The organism is Bacillus sp. S2(2024) (genome assembly GCF_050474045.1).
Lineage (GTDB): Bacteria > Bacillota > Bacilli > Bacillales > Bacillaceae_G > Bacillus_A > Bacillus_A yunxiaonensis.
In genome coordinates this window covers 535,390-552,838 of record NZ_JBFLUS010000003.1, presented here as the reverse complement: position 1 = coordinate 552,838, position 17,449 = coordinate 535,390, and the positions used below count along the sequence as shown (strand labels likewise).

General features: G+C 36.1%; 18 protein-coding genes. 4 read left to right on the top strand and 14 right to left on the bottom strand.

Translation table 11 applies throughout. From position 1 onward, the window contains the following. Positions 1–76: 76 nt before the first annotated feature. Both mgsA and AB1284_RS02880 read right to left on the bottom strand, forming a co-directional pair. Positions 77–463 (bottom strand): methylglyoxal synthase, encoded by a 387-nt coding sequence (mgsA, locus tag AB1284_RS02885; protein WP_429751812.1) that lies wholly within the window; start codon positions 461–463, stop codon positions 77–79. A gap of 817 nt (positions 464–1,280) precedes the next feature. After that, complete coding sequence (locus AB1284_RS02880) at positions 1,281–1,799, bottom strand: DJ-1/PfpI family protein (RefSeq protein ID WP_429751814.1); 519 nt, start codon at positions 1,797–1,799, stop codon at positions 1,281–1,283. A 143-nt stretch (positions 1,800–1,942) separates the two neighbouring features. Here AB1284_RS02880 and AB1284_RS02875 point away from each other — a divergent pair, with 143 nt between their 5' ends. Then, positions 1,943–2,332 carry a winged helix-turn-helix transcriptional regulator gene (locus AB1284_RS02875; RefSeq protein WP_429751816.1) on the top strand — a complete coding sequence of 130 codons (390 nt, stop codon included), beginning with the start codon at positions 1,943–1,945 and terminating at the stop codon, positions 2,330–2,332. A gap of 188 nt (positions 2,333–2,520) precedes the next feature. Here the strand turns inward: AB1284_RS02875 and AB1284_RS02870 are convergent, their stop codons facing one another. The 4 genes from AB1284_RS02870 to AB1284_RS02855 all read right to left on the bottom strand — a co-directional run bounded on the left by AB1284_RS02870 (position 2,521) and on the right by AB1284_RS02855 (position 5,311). Further along, positions 2,521–2,937, bottom strand: a complete 417-nt coding sequence (locus tag AB1284_RS02870; protein WP_429751818.1) for an SRPBCC family protein — start codon at positions 2,935–2,937, stop codon at positions 2,521–2,523. A gap of 17 nt (positions 2,938–2,954) precedes the next feature. Beyond that, positions 2,955–3,671 (bottom strand): 3-ketoacyl-ACP reductase, encoded by a 717-nt coding sequence (locus AB1284_RS02865; protein WP_429751820.1) that lies wholly within the window; start codon positions 3,669–3,671, stop codon positions 2,955–2,957. A gap of 409 nt (positions 3,672–4,080) precedes the next feature. Continuing rightward, positions 4,081–4,788, bottom strand: coding sequence for an IS6 family transposase (locus AB1284_RS02860; RefSeq protein WP_429751822.1), 708 nt, complete (start codon positions 4,786–4,788; stop codon positions 4,081–4,083). 136 nt (positions 4,789–4,924) lie between these two features. Further along, positions 4,925–5,311 (bottom strand): carboxymuconolactone decarboxylase family protein, encoded by a 387-nt coding sequence (locus AB1284_RS02855; protein WP_429751824.1) that lies wholly within the window; start codon positions 5,309–5,311, stop codon positions 4,925–4,927. Between the two features lie 159 nt (positions 5,312–5,470). Here AB1284_RS02855 and AB1284_RS02850 point away from each other — a divergent pair, with 159 nt between their 5' ends. Then, complete coding sequence (locus AB1284_RS02850; protein WP_429751826.1) at positions 5,471–5,845, top strand: MerR family transcriptional regulator; 375 nt, start codon at positions 5,471–5,473, stop codon at positions 5,843–5,845. A 509-nt stretch (positions 5,846–6,354) separates the two neighbouring features. Here AB1284_RS02850 and AB1284_RS02845 read toward each other — a convergent pair. The 7 genes from AB1284_RS02845 to AB1284_RS02815 form a co-directional block, all read right to left on the bottom strand. Continuing rightward, the gene (locus AB1284_RS02845) at positions 6,355–7,059 is read right to left on the bottom strand and encodes an alpha/beta hydrolase (RefSeq protein WP_429751828.1); all 705 of its coding nucleotides are present in this window, start codon (positions 7,057–7,059) and stop codon (positions 6,355–6,357) included. A gap of 281 nt (positions 7,060–7,340) precedes the next feature. After that, positions 7,341–7,508, bottom strand: coding sequence for a PCYCGC motif-containing (lipo)protein (locus tag AB1284_RS02840; protein ID WP_429754364.1), 168 nt, complete (start codon positions 7,506–7,508; stop codon positions 7,341–7,343). Positions 7,509–7,641: 133 nt separating this feature from the next. After that, complete coding sequence (locus AB1284_RS02835; RefSeq protein ID WP_429751830.1) at positions 7,642–8,151, bottom strand: carbonic anhydrase; 510 nt, start codon at positions 8,149–8,151, stop codon at positions 7,642–7,644. Positions 8,152–8,290: 139 nt separating this feature from the next. Beyond that, positions 8,291–10,912: a DUF2309 domain-containing protein gene (locus tag AB1284_RS02830; protein ID WP_429754365.1), complete on the bottom strand. Its 2,622-nt coding sequence runs from the start codon at positions 10,910–10,912 to the stop codon at positions 8,291–8,293. Beyond that, on the bottom strand, positions 10,860–12,443 hold the full coding sequence (locus tag AB1284_RS02825) for an NADH dehydrogenase subunit 5 (RefSeq protein ID WP_429751832.1): 1,584 nt from the start codon (positions 12,441–12,443) through the stop codon (positions 10,860–10,862). The genes AB1284_RS02830 and AB1284_RS02825 overlap by 53 nt, the downstream gene beginning before the upstream one ends. 253 nt (positions 12,444–12,696) lie before the next feature. Next, positions 12,697–13,059 (bottom strand): DUF2294 domain-containing protein, encoded by a 363-nt coding sequence (locus tag AB1284_RS02820; RefSeq protein WP_377882679.1) that lies wholly within the window; start codon positions 13,057–13,059, stop codon positions 12,697–12,699. A gap of 246 nt (positions 13,060–13,305) precedes the next feature. After that, positions 13,306–13,527, bottom strand: a complete 222-nt coding sequence (locus AB1284_RS02815) for a hypothetical protein (RefSeq protein WP_429751834.1) — start codon at positions 13,525–13,527, stop codon at positions 13,306–13,308. 223 nt (positions 13,528–13,750) lie between these two features. Here AB1284_RS02815 and AB1284_RS02810 point away from each other — a divergent pair, with 223 nt between their 5' ends. Together AB1284_RS02810 and AB1284_RS02805 are read left to right on the top strand one after the other, a co-directional pair. Then, on the top strand, positions 13,751–15,016 hold the full coding sequence (locus AB1284_RS02810) for a DNA polymerase thumb domain-containing protein (protein WP_429751836.1): 1,266 nt from the start codon (positions 13,751–13,753) through the stop codon (positions 15,014–15,016). Then, entirely contained in the window at positions 15,013–15,360 is a 348-nt protein-coding gene (locus AB1284_RS02805; protein ID WP_429751838.1) for a YolD-like family protein, read from the top strand. Before AB1284_RS02810 ends, AB1284_RS02805 begins: the two co-directional genes overlap by 4 nt. 304 nt (positions 15,361–15,664) lie before the next feature. On the opposite strand, the gene AB1284_RS02800 is transcribed toward AB1284_RS02805, so the two are convergent. Beyond that, positions 15,665–17,368, bottom strand: coding sequence for a DUF262 domain-containing protein (locus AB1284_RS02800; RefSeq protein WP_429751839.1), 1,704 nt, complete (start codon positions 17,366–17,368; stop codon positions 15,665–15,667). Positions 17,369–17,449: the final 81 nt, after the last annotated feature.

The following is a 17,449-nucleotide window of genomic DNA, read 5'->3' as shown; positions in this document are numbered from 1 at the left end:
AAGGCACTATTTTGATTTATATAGTTTGTTAGCACTAACTCTACAAATTCAACCATCTTTAACGTGTTAATTGAGTTTATCCAGCAACCGAAATAGCTAGTTGATCTAAAGCATGAATGAGTACTTTTGCTGTTTCAATATTAGTAGCAAGCGGTACTTTATATACATCACATAATCTCATCAGGGCTGATACATCCGGTTCATGTGGATGTGCAGTTAATGGATCTCTTAAAAAAATAACAAAATCAATTAATTTTTTTGTTATTAATGCACCGATTTCTTGATCGCCACCATATGGACCAGACTGAAGGCATTTGACTGTTAAATCAGTAGCTTCATTTATTTTCTTCCCTGTTGTTCCAGTTGCCAACAAGTAATGTCCCTCTAAGATTGATTTATATTTTTTCACAAGTTGAATCATTTCGTTCTTTTGATTATCGTGAGCAATTAGTGCTATTTGCATATAGCAAGCCTCCCAATGTTTTGGATATACCCTAATATATTTGCCAATTCCATCATTTTACTTAGCTAATCTTTTCACCTAGATATAAAAAGTTGATATTAAATAATATTGGATTTCCTGAAACATAATTTTTATTCCAAACACTCAACTTATAAACAATACAAGGGTCTTACAAGTACACCCCACTAATTTTTTCACAACAAGACATATTTGCTAGTTTAAAATATAAATAACTTTACAAACGTTTTTATATTTTAAACTAGCGTAGTCAGATTGATTAACGATAAATTATTTCATGTCTTTTCCATAATCATATATATTTATGATACATTTGGAGATATTAATCCTATTATTTTCATATCCTAATATAAATAATTCTTATTTCCTCTCAAGCACATATGTGTGCAATATAGAAATCGTTCATCCCTCTTTAAAACATGAATACTCATAATATTATTAATATTAATCGCGTATTATTTCGCAGTCTCTTTTGTTGAGGTACGGCACCGATTACTTCTTTTTTGAGCCACTCATCAATTCTTATAGTTTTCGAGACATTTTACCATACCGAATACAAAAAACTATAAAGAGATTATAAGGTACATTTTTCTTTAGTGGCTCCAAAAGTAAGGAATCGTTTCCATATACCTCATTGATTCACTTAACTGCCTTATATTAACATATTTTCATTTAAATGTATAACGATTAATTAATACCTTGCAAAAGAAAAAACATAATCCTTCATCTAAATAATCCTTAGACTGTAAGTTTCTAAGTCTGTATATCTGTGCAGATTGCTCAAAATCAAGTATGAAAATTAGATTAGTGCTTTAATTAAGCTTTCTCCAAATTCTTTCGCACCATCCGGACCATCACTGGTTATAATGTCATTATGGACAATAACATGTTTTGCAATATATTCTACATTATTATCTTTCAATGCATTAATCATCACATCTACTGGATAACATGTTGCTTGTCGTCCGGAAAGCAAACCAGTTTGAGCTATTACAACAGATCCGGCACAAATTCCTGTTAAAAGAACTTTCTGCTCATAAGCTTGCTTCAAATAACTTATCAAAGTTTGATTTTCCCATAGATAATCTATAGTGCCAGAACCACCAATAACAGCTATAATATCATAATCATTTACTGGAACTTCAGAGAAAATAACTTCTGCTTTTGTCTTCCCTTGATTGTCTCCTGTAATTTCACCAATTTTGGTGCTTGCAATCGTCACTTTAACTCCTGCATTTTCTAATACTTCTTTGGGATGAAATAATTCATCTTCATTAAAGCGATCTGATGGTATAATAAATAATGCGTTTTTATTCATTGTGTGTTTATCTCCTCTAAATAAAAATAATTTTAAGCCTGAATATAGTTTAACCTCGATTATTCACACTGTGAAGACTGCACTTTTTTGTACGAAGGTTACCAAAAAGTTACTATTGCAAGAAGACAAGGAGTTAAGAAGATATGTCAGATACATTACGAGAAGAAATTAAACAGAAGATATTAAATGGTGATTTTAATTGTGAAAAAGAACTGACTTTGTCTGTACTTAGCGGGAAGTGGAAAGTGGTTATTTTGTGGCACCTTGGTGTAGAAGGACCACACCGTTTTAGTGACCTTCAAAGACTTTTCCCTAAAATATCTCACAAAATATTAACCAATCAGTTACGTGAACTTACAGAAGATAAGATTATTTGCCGAGAAGTTTTCCCAGAGTCTCCTCCAAAAGTTGAGTACTCTATGACTAAACTCGGAATGACTTTGCTACCTATAGTTGAAATGATGTATGATTGGGGAAAAAAACGAATGATAGAAATTAAAGAAGAATTAGTTTTTTTAGAATCGACAGATTAATAAACTGATACTTCCACACCTAAAGGGGTAAGCTGGCTAATGCCAGGGGAATTTTTGCTACCAAAGGTAAAGTTCATTTTTGCACCAGAACTCATTAACTTATTATAAGAAGCAGACAACACGAAAAGCCCTTGGTGTCCAAGGGCCTTTCGTGTTGTCCTTTTTATCGTTTATACCTTAATAAATCTTCAATCTAGAAATGCTTGTTGCAATGCCTCTAAGCCATCTTTATAGATGCCATGGAACAGATCTATAGTCTCTTGGTCACTAACCCCTACAGGAGTGAAACTGCCAGACCACTCTACCAACGATGATTCACCGTCAGTACCTTCTTTAACGTGAATCGTGGCTTGATAACCAGTAACCGGAAATGGTCCTTCCATAATTGAGTAAGTGTAGTAGCGCTCCTTGTCATTAAATGCTTCCAGGCGCTCTACAATCGCATCACCATCAGAGTTAGCCAGATAACGTATGTTTCCACCTTCGCTTAATTCACTGCTAGGTAAATAAGGCACCCAGTCCGGAAGCGAGTTAAAGCCTCCAATCAATTTCCATACCTTGTCAGGTGAAGCTGGGATTTTAATAGATGTAGTAGTATGTGCCATATTCATTACTCTCCTTTTTATGGATTAGTAGATAAAAGACTAGCATTCTTTACAAAAATACGTGGATGTAGTTTTAATTGAGCTACCATATATTCCGCCAAATCATCTGCTTGCATCACTTTCTCTGGGTTACCATCTGTTAAGTTTAAGTCTATCGCCATATCCGTTGCAACTGTACTTGGTGTCAATGCATTTACACGTATATTATGTTTTCTTACTTCGTACATTAAAGACTCTGTTAAACCAAGTACTGCAAATTTAGAAGCACTATATGCACTTGTAACAGCTGCCCCTTTTTGTCCTGCAGTAGATGAGATATTAATAATATCACCATATTGCTGATTAACCATATCTGGTAATACTGCTCTTATTACGTTGTATACACCCATTACGTTTACTTGCATGATATTTTCCCAAGTTTCAGGACTAAGATCCAAGAAACCACCAAATTGACTAATACCAGCACTGTTAATTAAAATATCTAACGCACCTAATTCAGATTTAATAACATCAACGGCTTTGTATACAGCTTCTAAATCTTTTACATCTGCAGCTGCAATGCTTACTTCTACATTATATTCTTTTAGCTCGTCTGCAACCTTTTCTAAGTTTGCTAGTGTACGACCAACTAAACCAATTTTTACTCCTTCTTTCGCAAGTGCAATTGCTGTTGCACGACCTATGCCTCTTCCAGCACCAGTAATTAACGCTGTTTTTCCTTGTAATGATTGCATGATTATCATCCCTTCGTTTACCATCCATAAAAAATTTCTCTTTAAGATTAACTATAGTTAGTTTAACCTTGATTTTTAACACTGTAAATAATGCACTTTTTTGTGCGGAAGTTACCAAAATGTTACTATATATGGTTCTGTTGCAAAATTTTCTACATGAAGCTACACTCTAGAAAACAGAATCTAGGAGAATCAGACTGAGATATTTTAAAGGAAAACAATTCAAGAAAGATATTATTTTAGGGGTACCGTCACATCGCCATCAAGCTAACAAAATAAAATACCCCCTAAAATGAAAAAATACGCTATTCTTTCTGTAGAATCATAGGAAAGGATGGCATTTTTGGATTCTGGTGCAAATACTTAGGAAAGATATAAAGAAGCAAAAGTTTCCTAGTGGAATCTAGTCTTAAGCATAAATTCCAAATAGTTGATGGATGAAATTCACTTGATTTTGGACAGACTTATCCAGTAAAACAAGTTGCCCTTTTTTTACCATATGCATAGCTTCTATTCCAGAAATAATGTATGTAGCTATGCGAAAGGATTTCAATCCTAACATCGAACGAACTCGCTTTTTAATAAACCGATGATCTTGTTCCACTATGTTATTGAGATATTTCACTTGCCTTATTTGTATGCCTTCAGGCATACGTTTCTCTTCTTTTAACTCTTGAATCGCTACAGGATAGGCTGGATTCTTGTCTACTGTTATAACACGAGGTTTACAAATATGAGAAGCAGCCAAGGCTTTCTTAAAAAAGCGCTTGGCTGCTTGTTTATCCCTTGATTCACTTAGATAAAAATCAATGGTATTCCCTTTAGAATCGACTGCGCAATATAAATACATCCATTGACCTTTTACTTTCACATATGTTTCATCGACTCTCCAGGAATCATTTGTTGTCTTAAGATGACGTCGTACTCTTTCGTCTAATTCAGGTCCATATTGATGCACCCAACGCATAATGGTGGTGTGAGCAATAAACAAGCCTCGTTCCTCCATCATTTCCACCAAATCACGAAAACTTAGATTGTACCGTAGGTACCATCTTACCGTTAATAAGATAATATCAGGCTGATAGTGTTTCCACTTGAATAAATTTTTCTTTTCCATACCGATCACACACCCTTTTAGAGTAATAGTATTAGTATGTCCAAGACTTAGAGATTACTTGCAAGAGCTTTAGATTTTTTGCACCAGAGCCAAAATAAGGTAATTGATTCGACTGAGCTTATTCATTAATAGTATCTTATCCTAAGTTCAGCTTACGTTCTTCAAAAATTTGTTTTGCCACAAAGATTGCATTAAGGACTCGTGGAAAGCCCGTATAAGGGATGCAGTGCATAATTGCTTCTACTATCTCATCTGCTGAGAGACCAACATTAAGTGCCGCATTAATATGGACATTAAGTTGTGGTTCACAGCCACCCTGTGTAGTTAATGATGCGATTGTAACCAATTGACGTTGTTTGAGGTCTAATCCTTCTCGAGGATAGATATCACCAAAAGCGAATTCAACAACATATTTACCGAGATCAGGAGCAATATCTTTTAGTGAATCTATAACACGTTGTCCACCTTCTCCATCTACTTCCATTAGTTTTTGCCAGCCACGCTGATAACGTTCATTATCCATTGCATTTGCCTCCTAAGAATTTATCAATTTTAATTTTTTAATCATTTAGTATGTCTATGTTGCGTAGTATCAATTGATTAAAAAGTAGCTCTTGATTAAACGCTACACCCTCGAGTGCACTCTAAAGCAACCCCTTTTCTTTGTGTTATAATGAATTTTATGGAAAATATATTTACTATTAAACAAATTTCAAAAATAACAGGATTTACTGTGCACACCTTGCGTTACTACGAAAAAATTGGATTACTTAATGAGGTGAGCCGAGATATCAATGGTTATCGTCAATATTCGGAAGCTGATATTTCTTGGATCAATTTCTTAATCCGTTTAAGAGTAACAGGAATGTCAGTCACAGACATGAAACTTTTTTCTGATTTACGAAGTCAAGGTGAACCTACAATAAGCGCTAGACGAGAATTGTTAGAAATACATCAAAATAAAGTCCTTAAAGAAATTAAAGAGTTGAAGGATAACTTGATGAAAATTGAAGAAAAAATTGATTACTATAAGAGGATGGAGGAACATAGGAAATAACCATTTTACATTATCATTTATGTCAAAAGTTTAGGAAAGTACCTATTGAAAAAACCACGCTAAGTAAATTTCGCCAAAAAAGGACCCGAGTTTTACCCCGTTGAGAGTAAACCGGATCTTTTTTATTTAATGGAGGTAAATTACGTAAAATTGAAGTATATGCTACATTAAAATTGTATTCTCTTAGAAATTTTATACGCTCTCAACCTAATGGAGACACGCTAGGCAATATTGACGAATTTCTAACGTTGACAAGACAACAGATTGAGGTTCAATTTCCAAACAAGCTGTAAATCGATAATATAGTTGTTTAATTTTATTATGAAAATATAAGAGCCTTGCTACAATCTAGTGTGTGGTAAGGTTCTTTAAAGTTGTTTAATTCTTATTGAACTAAAGCACCTGTTTGTTTAAGTGAATACATTTACATTTATAATGTCTCTCAAATATAATATCAGTTTATATATTCACCATTCTTCTCTAACAGGTTCAAGATAAATTGTAATTTGTTAATCGATATGTTTGTGTAACCACTGTTCAAATATCTTTAACTGTTCTTCAGTATGAAAGTAATGTTCACCTGTTTCCATGACTTCTAATTCACAACGATATTTTTTTGTAAAATAGTTAATAGTTTCAAATTCGCACAGTTCATCCTTGGCTCCATACATAATATATGTATCTGTATTCCATGTATTAATAGGATGTTCTTTTACATAGCATAAATAATCCCAATATAACTTTTGACCAATAGGTGTCTCTATAGTCATTTCTTTTTGCAAAAGCTCTGGTGTTACATTAAACCATTTCATCATATTTTCGATAATTCGTTCCATATTAACTACTGGTGATAAAAATAATGCCTTTTCTAACACATCATTTTGATAGGCTAAAAGGCTAAAATAAGCTCCCATACTACATGCAAACACGCTTACTTCTTTCCAATGTTCTTTTACGTAATTCATAATTATAGATAATTCACTAACACAAAACTGTACTTTGCAAGGAGTATTATCATTTTTTCTTTCTCCATGCTCAGGTAAATCGAAGCTTAATACTTGATAACCTTTTTGATTGGCTTCTTCAGCTAATATTTGAATAACTGCATCTTCCTTATTTGACATATTTCCATGTACTGCAATAAAAATTTTTTCACTCTTATCTCCCCATAAAACCGTGGGAATATTACTAATTTTAAAATTATCTTTAAGCATATTTCCTCCATAGAATAAGACATATAGGACTTGGCAAAAATACGCACACGCTTTATAAGCCTCTACTCAATTTTAAACAAATCAAACTATTCCTAATTTATCACAAATGAATTATAATATCTCTCTATCTCTGTATAACAGAGTCTACTTTGTATTTAAAATCTTTCCTTTTTTCCATTTCTTCAGAAGTTACAAGTTCTTATTTTGATTCCTTATTGAGCTAATTTACTCCGTTAGTGGAAGAAGGATTTTTAAACAATTATATTATTTTTTAAATAACTTTATTGTAAATTAAACAACTTTATTATCTCTGCATACAAGCTGCACATGTCATAGCATGAGAATCCCACATTACTTTGATGTCCGGCACTTTCTCCACAGCCGCAATAACAAAGGGTTCTCGTGAGCAATTCATGGTTTTGTTTTTCTATCTGGTAAATTTGTTGAATCTGTTCAGGCTGCTTTCACAAGAAAAACGCCAACAGATTGGCGTCTTTTGTAGTTTCAAAAATAGCAGAGCCCACGACATGTTAAAGTGATTCTTCTTCAAATAGAACTTTTAGTCCTTACAGTAGTCGTTTTTCATGAAACATCAACTTCTACTAAACTTCCTTTCTCCCTATTCATAACTAAGCTATGAACCTTAACGTGGGATGGAATCAATGGATGATGACGAATGATGTTGACACTTTTCTGTATGCCCCTAGCTACAGTTTCGCTTCCCTCTAACCAATCACTCACATTGACATTTGGAAATTCTGGCATACAATTTTGAAAAAGATAATCAAGAGTTTGTATTTCCTTATTTACTCTTTCACTCTTATATATTTTGTTAAGTAAATTTTGTTTATCCACTGTGTCCTCTTGACTCTCTGTTGTACCAACAATAAAAATTTCCTCAATATTTTCATGATAAACAGCAATAATGATATCTCGCATTACATCACTGTAAGGATGTGAAATCACGGGTCCACAATTATTTAGAATTAACATATTTTTAGGATGGATATTCGTTACCTGTTGTAATAATTGTTCCAATTTTTGATCCATTTCGGTCACAAATAACACTTTTTTGTTTTCATCTAAATACATTACATTCACCCCATTGACTATTTGAAATTTATTTAAAATAATGTTTCTTTGATCACGCGTATTAGAAAGTGAATCATAATCTAGCGATTTATAAAATAAATTACTGTAACACAATAAGACATCTTCATAACATAGGTGTTTAAGACCAGTTCTCCCAATCTCCTTTTGGATCTATAGTTGCTAGGCGAATCCATCCGTTTTTAACTTTTTGACGGAATACAGGATCACGATCCAGCAATCGCTCCACATATTTCTGTGGTGCTTGGATTACCAACAACAAACGCAAAGGAGCATGATAGACCTCATGGTCAGATTTCATCACTGACTGCCAAGGAAGCCCGGCTAACAAATCGCTGACACTCCCCTGCATGACACCAAGACCTGCCGTAACTGTTTGGGTAGCTTTATTGCCACTGCCGTAATAATGAGGTGCAACAGTAGATGCATAATACTGTAGATTAATCCATTGGCTAACCGTGCCCGGGCCTGCGATAATGTTGGCAAGTATATCACCGTCTTCATCCTCTTGCCAATCGTAGTTGTGCAAAAAGGCTCTTCCCTCTAGATTGCACTCTTTTGTTAGATCACGATGGCCGATAATAAACGCAGCATTACGCGCCAGTCCCCATTCTGGACGGATCTCACTCCAATCCTCCGCAAAGCGTTGTATTTCATTCTTCGGATCTTTGAAACTCGATCCTAAATTAGGTAGTTGTGATACTCGCTCTACATTTACATCATGTCTAACCTGTTGCAACGCGTCCTGGATTTGCTGAAATGCTTTTTGGGCCGCTTCTGAAAGTTCAGGAACGTACAACCAATGTAATTCATCCAGAGTGGTAATATGCTCAGCGGCCACAAAAACCGTCTCCTCTGGAATTGAGATCCCATCACTCTTGAGTGCCTCCCTTACATTTGGAAGGTTACACAAAGTTGCTAGAACCCGTGCATTAAATCCACCCGATGCTCCTCCACAAGCACCACATTCTAATGCGGCAGCATACGGATTATTAGTACTGCGGCTTCCATGTCCACAAATGACCACCAATGGAGCGAAATCATTTGTGAGCCCCATCATTTTCAGCGCTTGTCGTGCATAGTGTACTTTCTCTCCCTCTGAAAAACCAACCGATAACTCAGCTTCTGGGATTTGCACATGATCAAGCGATAGATTTGTAGAAGGCTTCCGTAACCATGCTTCCTGGAATCGAGACAACATGCGGCCTGTACCGCTTGGAACAAAACTGCGCGTCAACATTTGAAGACTAAACCAAGGACCGCTTACTTCCGGCAATAATAAGCTGGTAAGCAAGTTTTGCTTCATCGCTTTAAACGTATAACGAAGTGAATTCACTGCATGTTGACGTTGTTCATATTGCTTGGATTCAAATTCAGATGAATACTCTTGTATTCTATGCTGCGGTTCAAGTATGACCGGCAAAGAAGGATGGGTATGTTCACTGCCAAGTGCACATGTTGCAATAGGAACTCCGAAAAAACCAGCCATTCCATACGTCTCAAATGGGCCGGCTTTTTCCAGTGCGCGGCGAAAAGGCTCTGAGCGTACATCAATACAGAATACAAATTGTGCTAAAGCTGGCTTCGCCTTTTTTGTTTCTGGTTTCTGCAACGAAATTTTCTCACTTAGTTGACTGGCGTATGTTTGTTCCCAAGCTTCCAGCCAAATCTTTCTGCGAACTATCTCATCAAAGCGATAGGCGAGTGTTACATATTCTTTTTGTTCCGTGTAAGACAGCTGCGACCAGTTATCAATTGCCATGTTGCCCCAGTGTATCCAAGCCGCGATGAGCGGAACCAAGGAAACTGCATGTTCAGGTGTTTGTTTAGGAATAGGCAGATAAGGTTTGAGTAAGACCCATTCCATAGAAATTCGAACAGCCAAATATTCCATAACAAGCGAACTTTCTTGGACAGATTGTTGTGAGCGCCAAAGCATCATTCCCGCCCACCCTGGCAAAGCCAGCAAATGTGCTTCAAGATAGCTCTGTATCTGTGACTGAGGGATTTCAAGTGCTGACAATGCTTCTTTTAGTGCGATATTTGCCTCTTGCGGCCAATTTTTAAGTTGCTTACGCTGCTTACGATTGAGCGCCGGATCATGCTCAACAAGTTTACGCCACACGCGGTAGAAACCTTTCTCACGATTTGGCAGGGACCAGGCTGCTTGAGAATCATTCAAAAATAACTTACACCACTTAATTACATGATAATCGAGAGTGTCAGCTAACCTCCCTCCGCCTTGCTGCTCTATACACATACTTAACGGTTTTAACGAATGCTTCTCAGTAGTTTGGAGCTCCAGACCTCTTAGTTTTTGTGCTAATCTCTGCAACTTGGGCTCTGCTAATAGGTTGGATGGTAGTTCATCCAGCTTAAGTGCAGCCCGGCAGAATTGTTCTGCCGCGTCACGCGGTAAGTCAAGACATTGTAAATCGAGCCAACGTTGAAGTCCCGTTTCAAGAAAATCCAAATCAATCTCGCCCCGCTTCTGCGCAGCTTGAATCAAGGAAACATTAGGATATATATCCACGTCACGAATATCTTTCAGCCATCGTGCCACCTGTTCAAATGATTGCCCTTCGAGTCCCATCCAAGGATTACGTGCCGCAAATGTAGCAATAGGCCAAAGTGGTGCAATGACTTGGCTGGCAGACTTCACTACATCGTTTATATCGAGTTCACTGGAATCAAAATTCAAATTTTCTTCTAACGTTTTGGGTAGTGTTAACATTGCATTCATCATTCATTACCTCCTCGGGAAAGTATTGCGTAAGATACTTTGGATGACTTTCGGCCGAACCTGGATGAGAATCACCTAGCCGCACAAGCCACAGATAGAGTACAGCAAAGGAAGTAGAAGAACGATCGCGAGCTAACCACGCCCCTACAGCACTGCCCAATAACAAAATGAACAGAACCAAAACAACTACCGGCATAGGCGGTTGTGCACTTTGATAAACCGTTGTATACAACAATCCGGATAAGACGTGGTGAATGATGCCAAACACCATTACTGCTACTCCTAACAGGGAAAATCCCGCAACACGCCCAATACTTCCTTGACTACAAGCAATTAGCCGTGTCCAAGCAAACGAAAGTGACCAGCCTAAGATAAGAGAACTAATGAGTTGATACCCTTCTCCAGGACTTGTCAGCCAAAAGCTTCCACCTACTAAAACGCCTAAAGCAACCCCTGTGATTTTCCATAATAATGATGATCGTTGGGACGTCTGAGACGTTATCCCCTGGCGAGGTACTGCAGAGCCAGCCTGTAAGAAAAGGGCTGCTTTAAATAGGCCATGTAATATGAGATGAATGATAGCAGCTACATAAGCACCCAACGCACATTGAATAAGCATAAACCCCATCTGCGCAATCGTAGAGGCAACTAACTGGCGTTTATAATCAACCTGAACCAAAATAATTCCAGTCCCTAGCAAGACTGAGATACTAGCCAGAACAAGCAAAACAATCTGAGCTAAATCACTATGAAAAAGAGGGGCAAAACGAGTCAGCATAATTCCGCCGACATTCACTAAACCCGCATGCATAACCGCAGAAACAGGAGTAGGAGCAACCACAGATTCTAACAACCAGCGTTGGAAAGGCCATTGTGCAGCCGGTATCACCATTGCCAATACCAGCAACAGATTGACTCCTGTCCGCTCCCACCCGGCAAATTGCTTCAAGCCATCTTCAGATAGCGCAAGTGATAACTGCCAGTGTCCCGTGACTTGCACCAGCCAGATTATGGCGAATAATAAAACTAGCCAACTAAGCGCAAACAGGCGACCAGAAAATGTTGCAGCGTTTCTCGCCAATTTCCACCTTCTGTTTAACCCTATAAGCCGTGTCAACCCTAGTAGGGTAACCGCCCAGCAAACTAATAACAAACGAAGATCATCACTTAACCAAGTAACTGATGCAGCACCTGTAGTAAGCGTTAAAAGTGCAAAATATTTACGATAAGCTTGGTCACCAAGTAAGTAGCGAACGGAATAACGCTGTACAATCAAACCTATCGTAAGAACAAACAGTGCCATCAACCAAGCCAGAGGATCGAGGCGCAAAGGACCTAAAATTCTATTCGTATTGTCGGTGAGAAGAGCCGCCAAGGCGATTAATGGAGGAATCGCAATGATACCCATATGAATACGAACTGCATTCAATGGAACTCTTGGATGTAATAGTAACAATGCGCTCAACGCAGCAACAGCAAGCGACAGAAAAAACATTGTGGTCCATGACAAAAAATCTGGTAAAATTAACATCCCAAATCGCCCCATTGAAACAATTTGAACGCATCAGCTACAGATCCTAAAGTAATCATAAAAACAATAGAAGAGAATAAGTTTTGTAATAAGATGTCCTTCATTTTTTTCTTCTCCCTTTCGTACTTTATATCCACACAATAAAAAAACCGACAAACGTCAGAATACAACGGACCGAACCGTAATTCTGAAATTTGTCGGTTTATCTTCAACTAACTTAAAGTTTTTTGAAGATCTCCCTTTATGTTTCGTTTTATAATTTTTTCTCTAAATCATTAAATAATTTAAATATCATGACCCGTTCTCCTGTACGAGTACTTATATCAGTATAAAAGCTTTTTACTTCTTCCCCAGTTATATTTAGAATCATTTCTTTTAGACTATCTATACCTGACTCAACTAGATTAGATCGAAGCCTCTTTACAGATAACTGTCCTTCCTTTGTTTCACAAACAGAATATTCGGCTGGTGTTAAAATCCCTTGTAAGACAACAACAATCATATCACGTAAAATATCTGTTTTAACGGATATTGGACCACGTCCAAGGAAGTCTTTTTCCCATTGAGTTATTGATTTACTTATTTCTGCTTCGATATATCCCTGTGACTTATTCATGATTACCTCCTAATAAAAATCGGTATATTCCCCATACTAATTCCTTAGTTGAGAAATATACCGATTTATGTTATTCCCTCTTTCTTATTTTCACATGACGCTTTTTCATATTAGTCAATTCAAAACATATTAACAATATGCTAAAGTGCAAATTAATAAAAAAGTTAAAAACAACATCTACCGATTATTAAACTATATTATAATGTATACATAATAATATAAAATTTGTCAAGAGGAACTTAATAACTATGAATCTGGGACTCTAGCACAACATAATTTATAAGAAGTGAGCATTTCCTCGACACTAGCGATTGAGAATCTACGCTTTGCCCCATCAATAAAATATACCGAAATGTAATCGATCGCTTTATTAATTTCGAAATAATATGTATGATAACCACGCTTCACTTTTGCAATATGTAATATGGACTCCTGTCCTTCTGATACCAATACTATGCACTTCGCCAACTTCTTCATTTTCTCCTTCCCTTTACTGTACTCTCTATTACATGTAAAAGTTCAGCACTTTAAATTTAACGAAATGTAAATATAGTATAAATTCCCCATTAACGATAATAAAATTTACTTTTTATGTATTGTCAAATGGAAAATAAACGAAATTACCCCTTCTAAAAGAATGTATGTTCGTATATAATAAGAACAAACGTTCTTGCTATTAGGAGTGATTGCTTTGTATGACTATTCTCTTTTACCAAAACGGAACATCTTATGTGTAGATTTACGAAGTTTTTACGCTAGCGTTTCCTGCATCAAAATGGGTCTCGATCCATTGCGCACAAAACTAGCTGTTGTTGGCGACGTGAATAGACAAGGTTCAATTGTACTGGCTGCTACTCCACCATTAAAAGACCTCGGAATTAAAAAGATGAGCCGATTATATGAAATTCCACGGCGCCACGACATACTCATAGTAAATCCTACTATGGAAATATATATTAGATGTTCAAATTACATCACAAAGTTAGCGCTACAATACGTTGCTTTTGAGGATTTTCATCAATATAGCATTGATGAGTTCTTTATGGACGTTACAGCAAGTTTACATCTGTTCGCACAAAATCCATACGAATTTGCTATGAAGTTCAAAAGAGAGGTATATCATAAGACACGTATTGATAGCACAATCGGAATTGGTCCTAATGTATTAATGAGTAAAATCGCCCTTGATGTGGAGGCGAAAAAGACCGCTGACGGGATCGCATATTGGAGTTACGAAGATGTGCCGGAAAAACTATGGCCAATCCGTCCACTCAGCAAATTTTGGGGAATATCGAGTAAAACAGAAGCAAAGTTAAATCGAAAAGGTATCCACACAATTGGTGATCTGGCCCATTATCCTATCAAGTACCTAAAGGAATCATTCGGTATCATTGGAGAAGAACTTCATTTACATAGTAATGGCATTGATTTTAGTCTCATTTCTGAAAAGTATATACCGAATGAGACTTCAATTGGTAAAAGTCAAATACTCATGCGAGATTATAAAATAGATGAAGTTCCACCAGTTCTCTTAGAACATACCGAAGAAGTTTGTTATAGATTGAGGCGAAAAAGAAAATTAGCAAGGACTATACAATTTTCCATTAGCTATAGCAAAGACTATCCAGGCGGATTCAAAAAAACTTGTACATTGGAACGACCTACAAATTTAACTTTAGATATATACCATGTTTGTTTCATGTTTTTAAAGCAACTCCATACAGGGGAACCGATTCGTACAATAAGCATTGCACTAACTAATTTAGTGAACGAGGGTGAAGAACAAATTAGTCTTTTTGATGATATACGAATGAGAGAAAGAGAAATTGTACTAGCCAGAACTATGGATGAAATACGAACACGCTTCGGCAAGAATAGCATTTTACGAGGTGTGTCTTATACTTCTGCAGCAACAGGAAGATACAGAAATACGCTTATTGGAGGGCATAAAGCATGAGCAATACAGGAGTACCGAAAATGAAAGGTCGTGGGATGGTAAAATGGCAGCCGTTTGCATCAATGCCGGAACAATTCGCTGGTATAAAACAAATCATTGAAGAACAGACGAAAATACCACGCCCTATTCTTACACAAGATGCGAAAGAAGAAATCGAAAGAGCACTACTTGAATCAATGAAATTACAAAAAACAATTATGATTTCTTACTACGAAAACGGACAGATTCTACATGAGACAGTCGTTACAAAAGTGATTGCACACCAAACAAGAATGGTGTTTTTTCAGGATTTGTTTGGGTTTACATTGCGGTTGAGGTTTGATGATATTGTGGGTGTTGATTAGGATCTATTAATGGGTATTTTAAGTGTGTATACGCATAGCTCGAAACATTACCTAGAATTCGTTTTACTATATCACAAAAGAATTAAGGTAAAGCTAAAAGGCATGAGCCCGGTACAGTCCGAACTCATGCCTAACAAGTTACCTAATGAAATAACAGAAGGAGAAGATAAGTAATAGTTTTATATGTTTTTTAATAAGATTTTAACAATTTCTTCAAAATATCTTTATTCAATTAATAAGCCATCATTTCTAACAATCAATTGTACACCCCAATAAATGACACAGGCATAAGTACCTTCTTTAACTAAAAATATAATTTCATCAATTCCTGAATTAATTGCTTGTGACGGAACTCACAGTCTCTTACTGTCCACTCCTTAAATTCCTTTAGTTCTTTAGTAAGTTCAAAATCTGTAATACCGTTTGAAAAATACTTATGTAACTTTATATTAAAGTCTCTATTGTTGGCTGAAGAATTTTTCTTTCGACTTAACAGCACTAGGTTCCCTAAACGGTGCGTCCAGTTCTTCCGTTCTTCTTCGGTAAATCCACGTTCCCACTCGCTTCCTTTTGGTGGATTCTGTGGTAAAATATGCTCTACGCTAATAATCCCTGTATATGATTTTTTTATATTAGCATTTTCATTTAATGCCATATCCAATCGAAGTAATAAATATTTTGCATATTTTTTCTTATAAAGATCTTGTACATCGATATTAAATTCAACTACCTTATAATCTTCATCAGTTCGAAAAATTTCTGCTTCAAATACGTCTTGTGTATTCTTTGCCTGATCTATCACTTGAATCATTTTTACCGTTTCCGTCACTCGTCCAGTTGGAGTGATACCTCTAATCCAACTTACAACAAATTTACGTTCTAATGTCTGTAGGAACAAATAAATTTCATCATCAATTGGAAATTTTTGGGCGAAGTGAATAAATACAGGAATCCAATCGGAAGAAGGAATAAAATCACGCATAAGAGTTAACAATCCATGATACTTTGCATCTATTTCTTTACACTGTCCATGAATCTCTGCATTTAAAATTTTCTCACGATAAATATCAGCAAATCGTTTTAAATATTCAATAAAAGCTTGACCTTTAAAACCTGGATTTTTCTCGAACACTTTTTCTGCATATTCTTCTTGAATCGTTTTCCTCGCTTTTTCCTTCACAAAAATAAGACGAATAAAGGCTAAGAGTTTCTCTAATTCTTCCCTTCCTAACTCTTCCTCCATTGCTTCCCACATGTTTTGATAATGTAAACGTTCTCCCTCATTAATAGCTCCCAAATTCGTACTTTTTAATAAATCTGCGTTACTGAGAGGCATACCACGGTCATTTAAGATTGAAAATAATCTAAAAGCAGATGTAAACGTTCCAGTCTTCACATAAACAAACATGCATTTATTTAAAATAAAATGAATCATTTTATCTACTAATAATTCGTTCAATTGACCATTTTCCAGAAACTTGTCTGTAAATATATGCATCGCTTCCAACATACGCTCTTGTGACTCTGTTAAATCTTTTTCATTTATAGGTAGTAGCGTGCCACCTTCTTCTAAAATATGTTTTTTAAAAAAGGAATAATCACGATCGCGAACACGTAAACGAACCGTTTCAGGCTTATCCTCATAAGGATCCGCTTCTTGATAGACTTTTGCCTGTAATGTTCTTTTGGCACCTGAATTTTTCACTAAATCTCTCATAACTGCAAGAAGGATTGTTAGCGTTGTAATTCTCTGTTGTCCATCGACAACATCATAAACTCCACTTTCATCACTCTTTTGTGAAATAACTTGTAGAATCACACTTCCTAAGAAATAGCTTTCTTCTTCAAACTCTAAAGCTTCTTTTATATCATCAAATAATTGTTCTAATTGATCTTTTTCCCAAGAATACTGACGTTGATACCCTGGGATTTTAAAAGCAAATTTTGATCCAAATAAATCCTTAAAAAGAATTTCTTTTGCTTCAATTTTTGTATCGATCATTGCCATTGCTAAACCTCCAACTATTCTATAAAAATCAAGTTTCTACTTCATTTATAGAAAATTATACCACCTTACTTTTATTAATTA

Bases quoted from the DNA above. Each gene is read 5' to 3' on its own strand.
- AB1284_RS02865 (WP_429751820.1), bottom strand. From the start codon at position 3,671: ATGCAATCATTACAAGGAAAAACAGCGTTAATTACTGGTGCTGGAAGA.
- AB1284_RS02860 (WP_429751822.1), bottom strand. From the start codon at position 4,788: ATGGAAAAGAAAAATTTATTCAAGTGGAAACACTATCAGCCTGATATT.
- AB1284_RS02855 (WP_429751824.1), bottom strand. From the start codon at position 5,311: ATGGATAATGAACGTTATCAGCGTGGCTGGCAAAAACTAATGGAAGTA.
- AB1284_RS02805 (WP_429751838.1), top strand. From the start codon at position 15,013: ATGAGCAATACAGGAGTACCGAAAATGAAAGGTCGTGGGATGGTAAAA.
- AB1284_RS02835 (WP_429751830.1), bottom strand. From the start codon at position 8,151: ATGTATTTAGATGAAAACAAAAAAGTGTTATTTGTGACCGAAATGGAT.
- AB1284_RS02845 (WP_429751828.1), bottom strand. From the start codon at position 7,059: ATGCTTAAAGATAATTTTAAAATTAGTAATATTCCCACGGTTTTATGG.
- AB1284_RS02825 (WP_429751832.1), bottom strand. From the start codon at position 12,443: ATGTTAATTTTACCAGATTTTTTGTCATGGACCACAATGTTTTTTCTG.
- AB1284_RS02875 (WP_429751816.1), top strand. From the start codon at position 1,943: ATGTCAGATACATTACGAGAAGAAATTAAACAGAAGATATTAAATGGT.
- AB1284_RS02850 (WP_429751826.1), top strand. From the start codon at position 5,471: ATGGAAAATATATTTACTATTAAACAAATTTCAAAAATAACAGGATTT.
- AB1284_RS02870 (WP_429751818.1), bottom strand. From the start codon at position 2,937: ATGGCACATACTACTACATCTATTAAAATCCCAGCTTCACCTGACAAG.
- AB1284_RS02830 (WP_429754365.1), bottom strand. From the start codon at position 10,912: ATGAATGCAATGTTAACACTACCCAAAACGTTAGAAGAAAATTTGAAT.
- AB1284_RS02800 (WP_429751839.1), bottom strand. From the start codon at position 17,368: ATGGCAATGATCGATACAAAAATTGAAGCAAAAGAAATTCTTTTTAAG.
- AB1284_RS02880 (WP_429751814.1), bottom strand. From the start codon at position 1,799: ATGAATAAAAACGCATTATTTATTATACCATCAGATCGCTTTAATGAA.
- mgsA (WP_429751812.1), bottom strand. From the start codon at position 463: ATGCAAATAGCACTAATTGCTCACGATAATCAAAAGAACGAAATGATT.
- AB1284_RS02820 (WP_377882679.1), bottom strand. From the start codon at position 13,059: ATGAATAAGTCACAGGGATATATCGAAGCAGAAATAAGTAAATCAATA.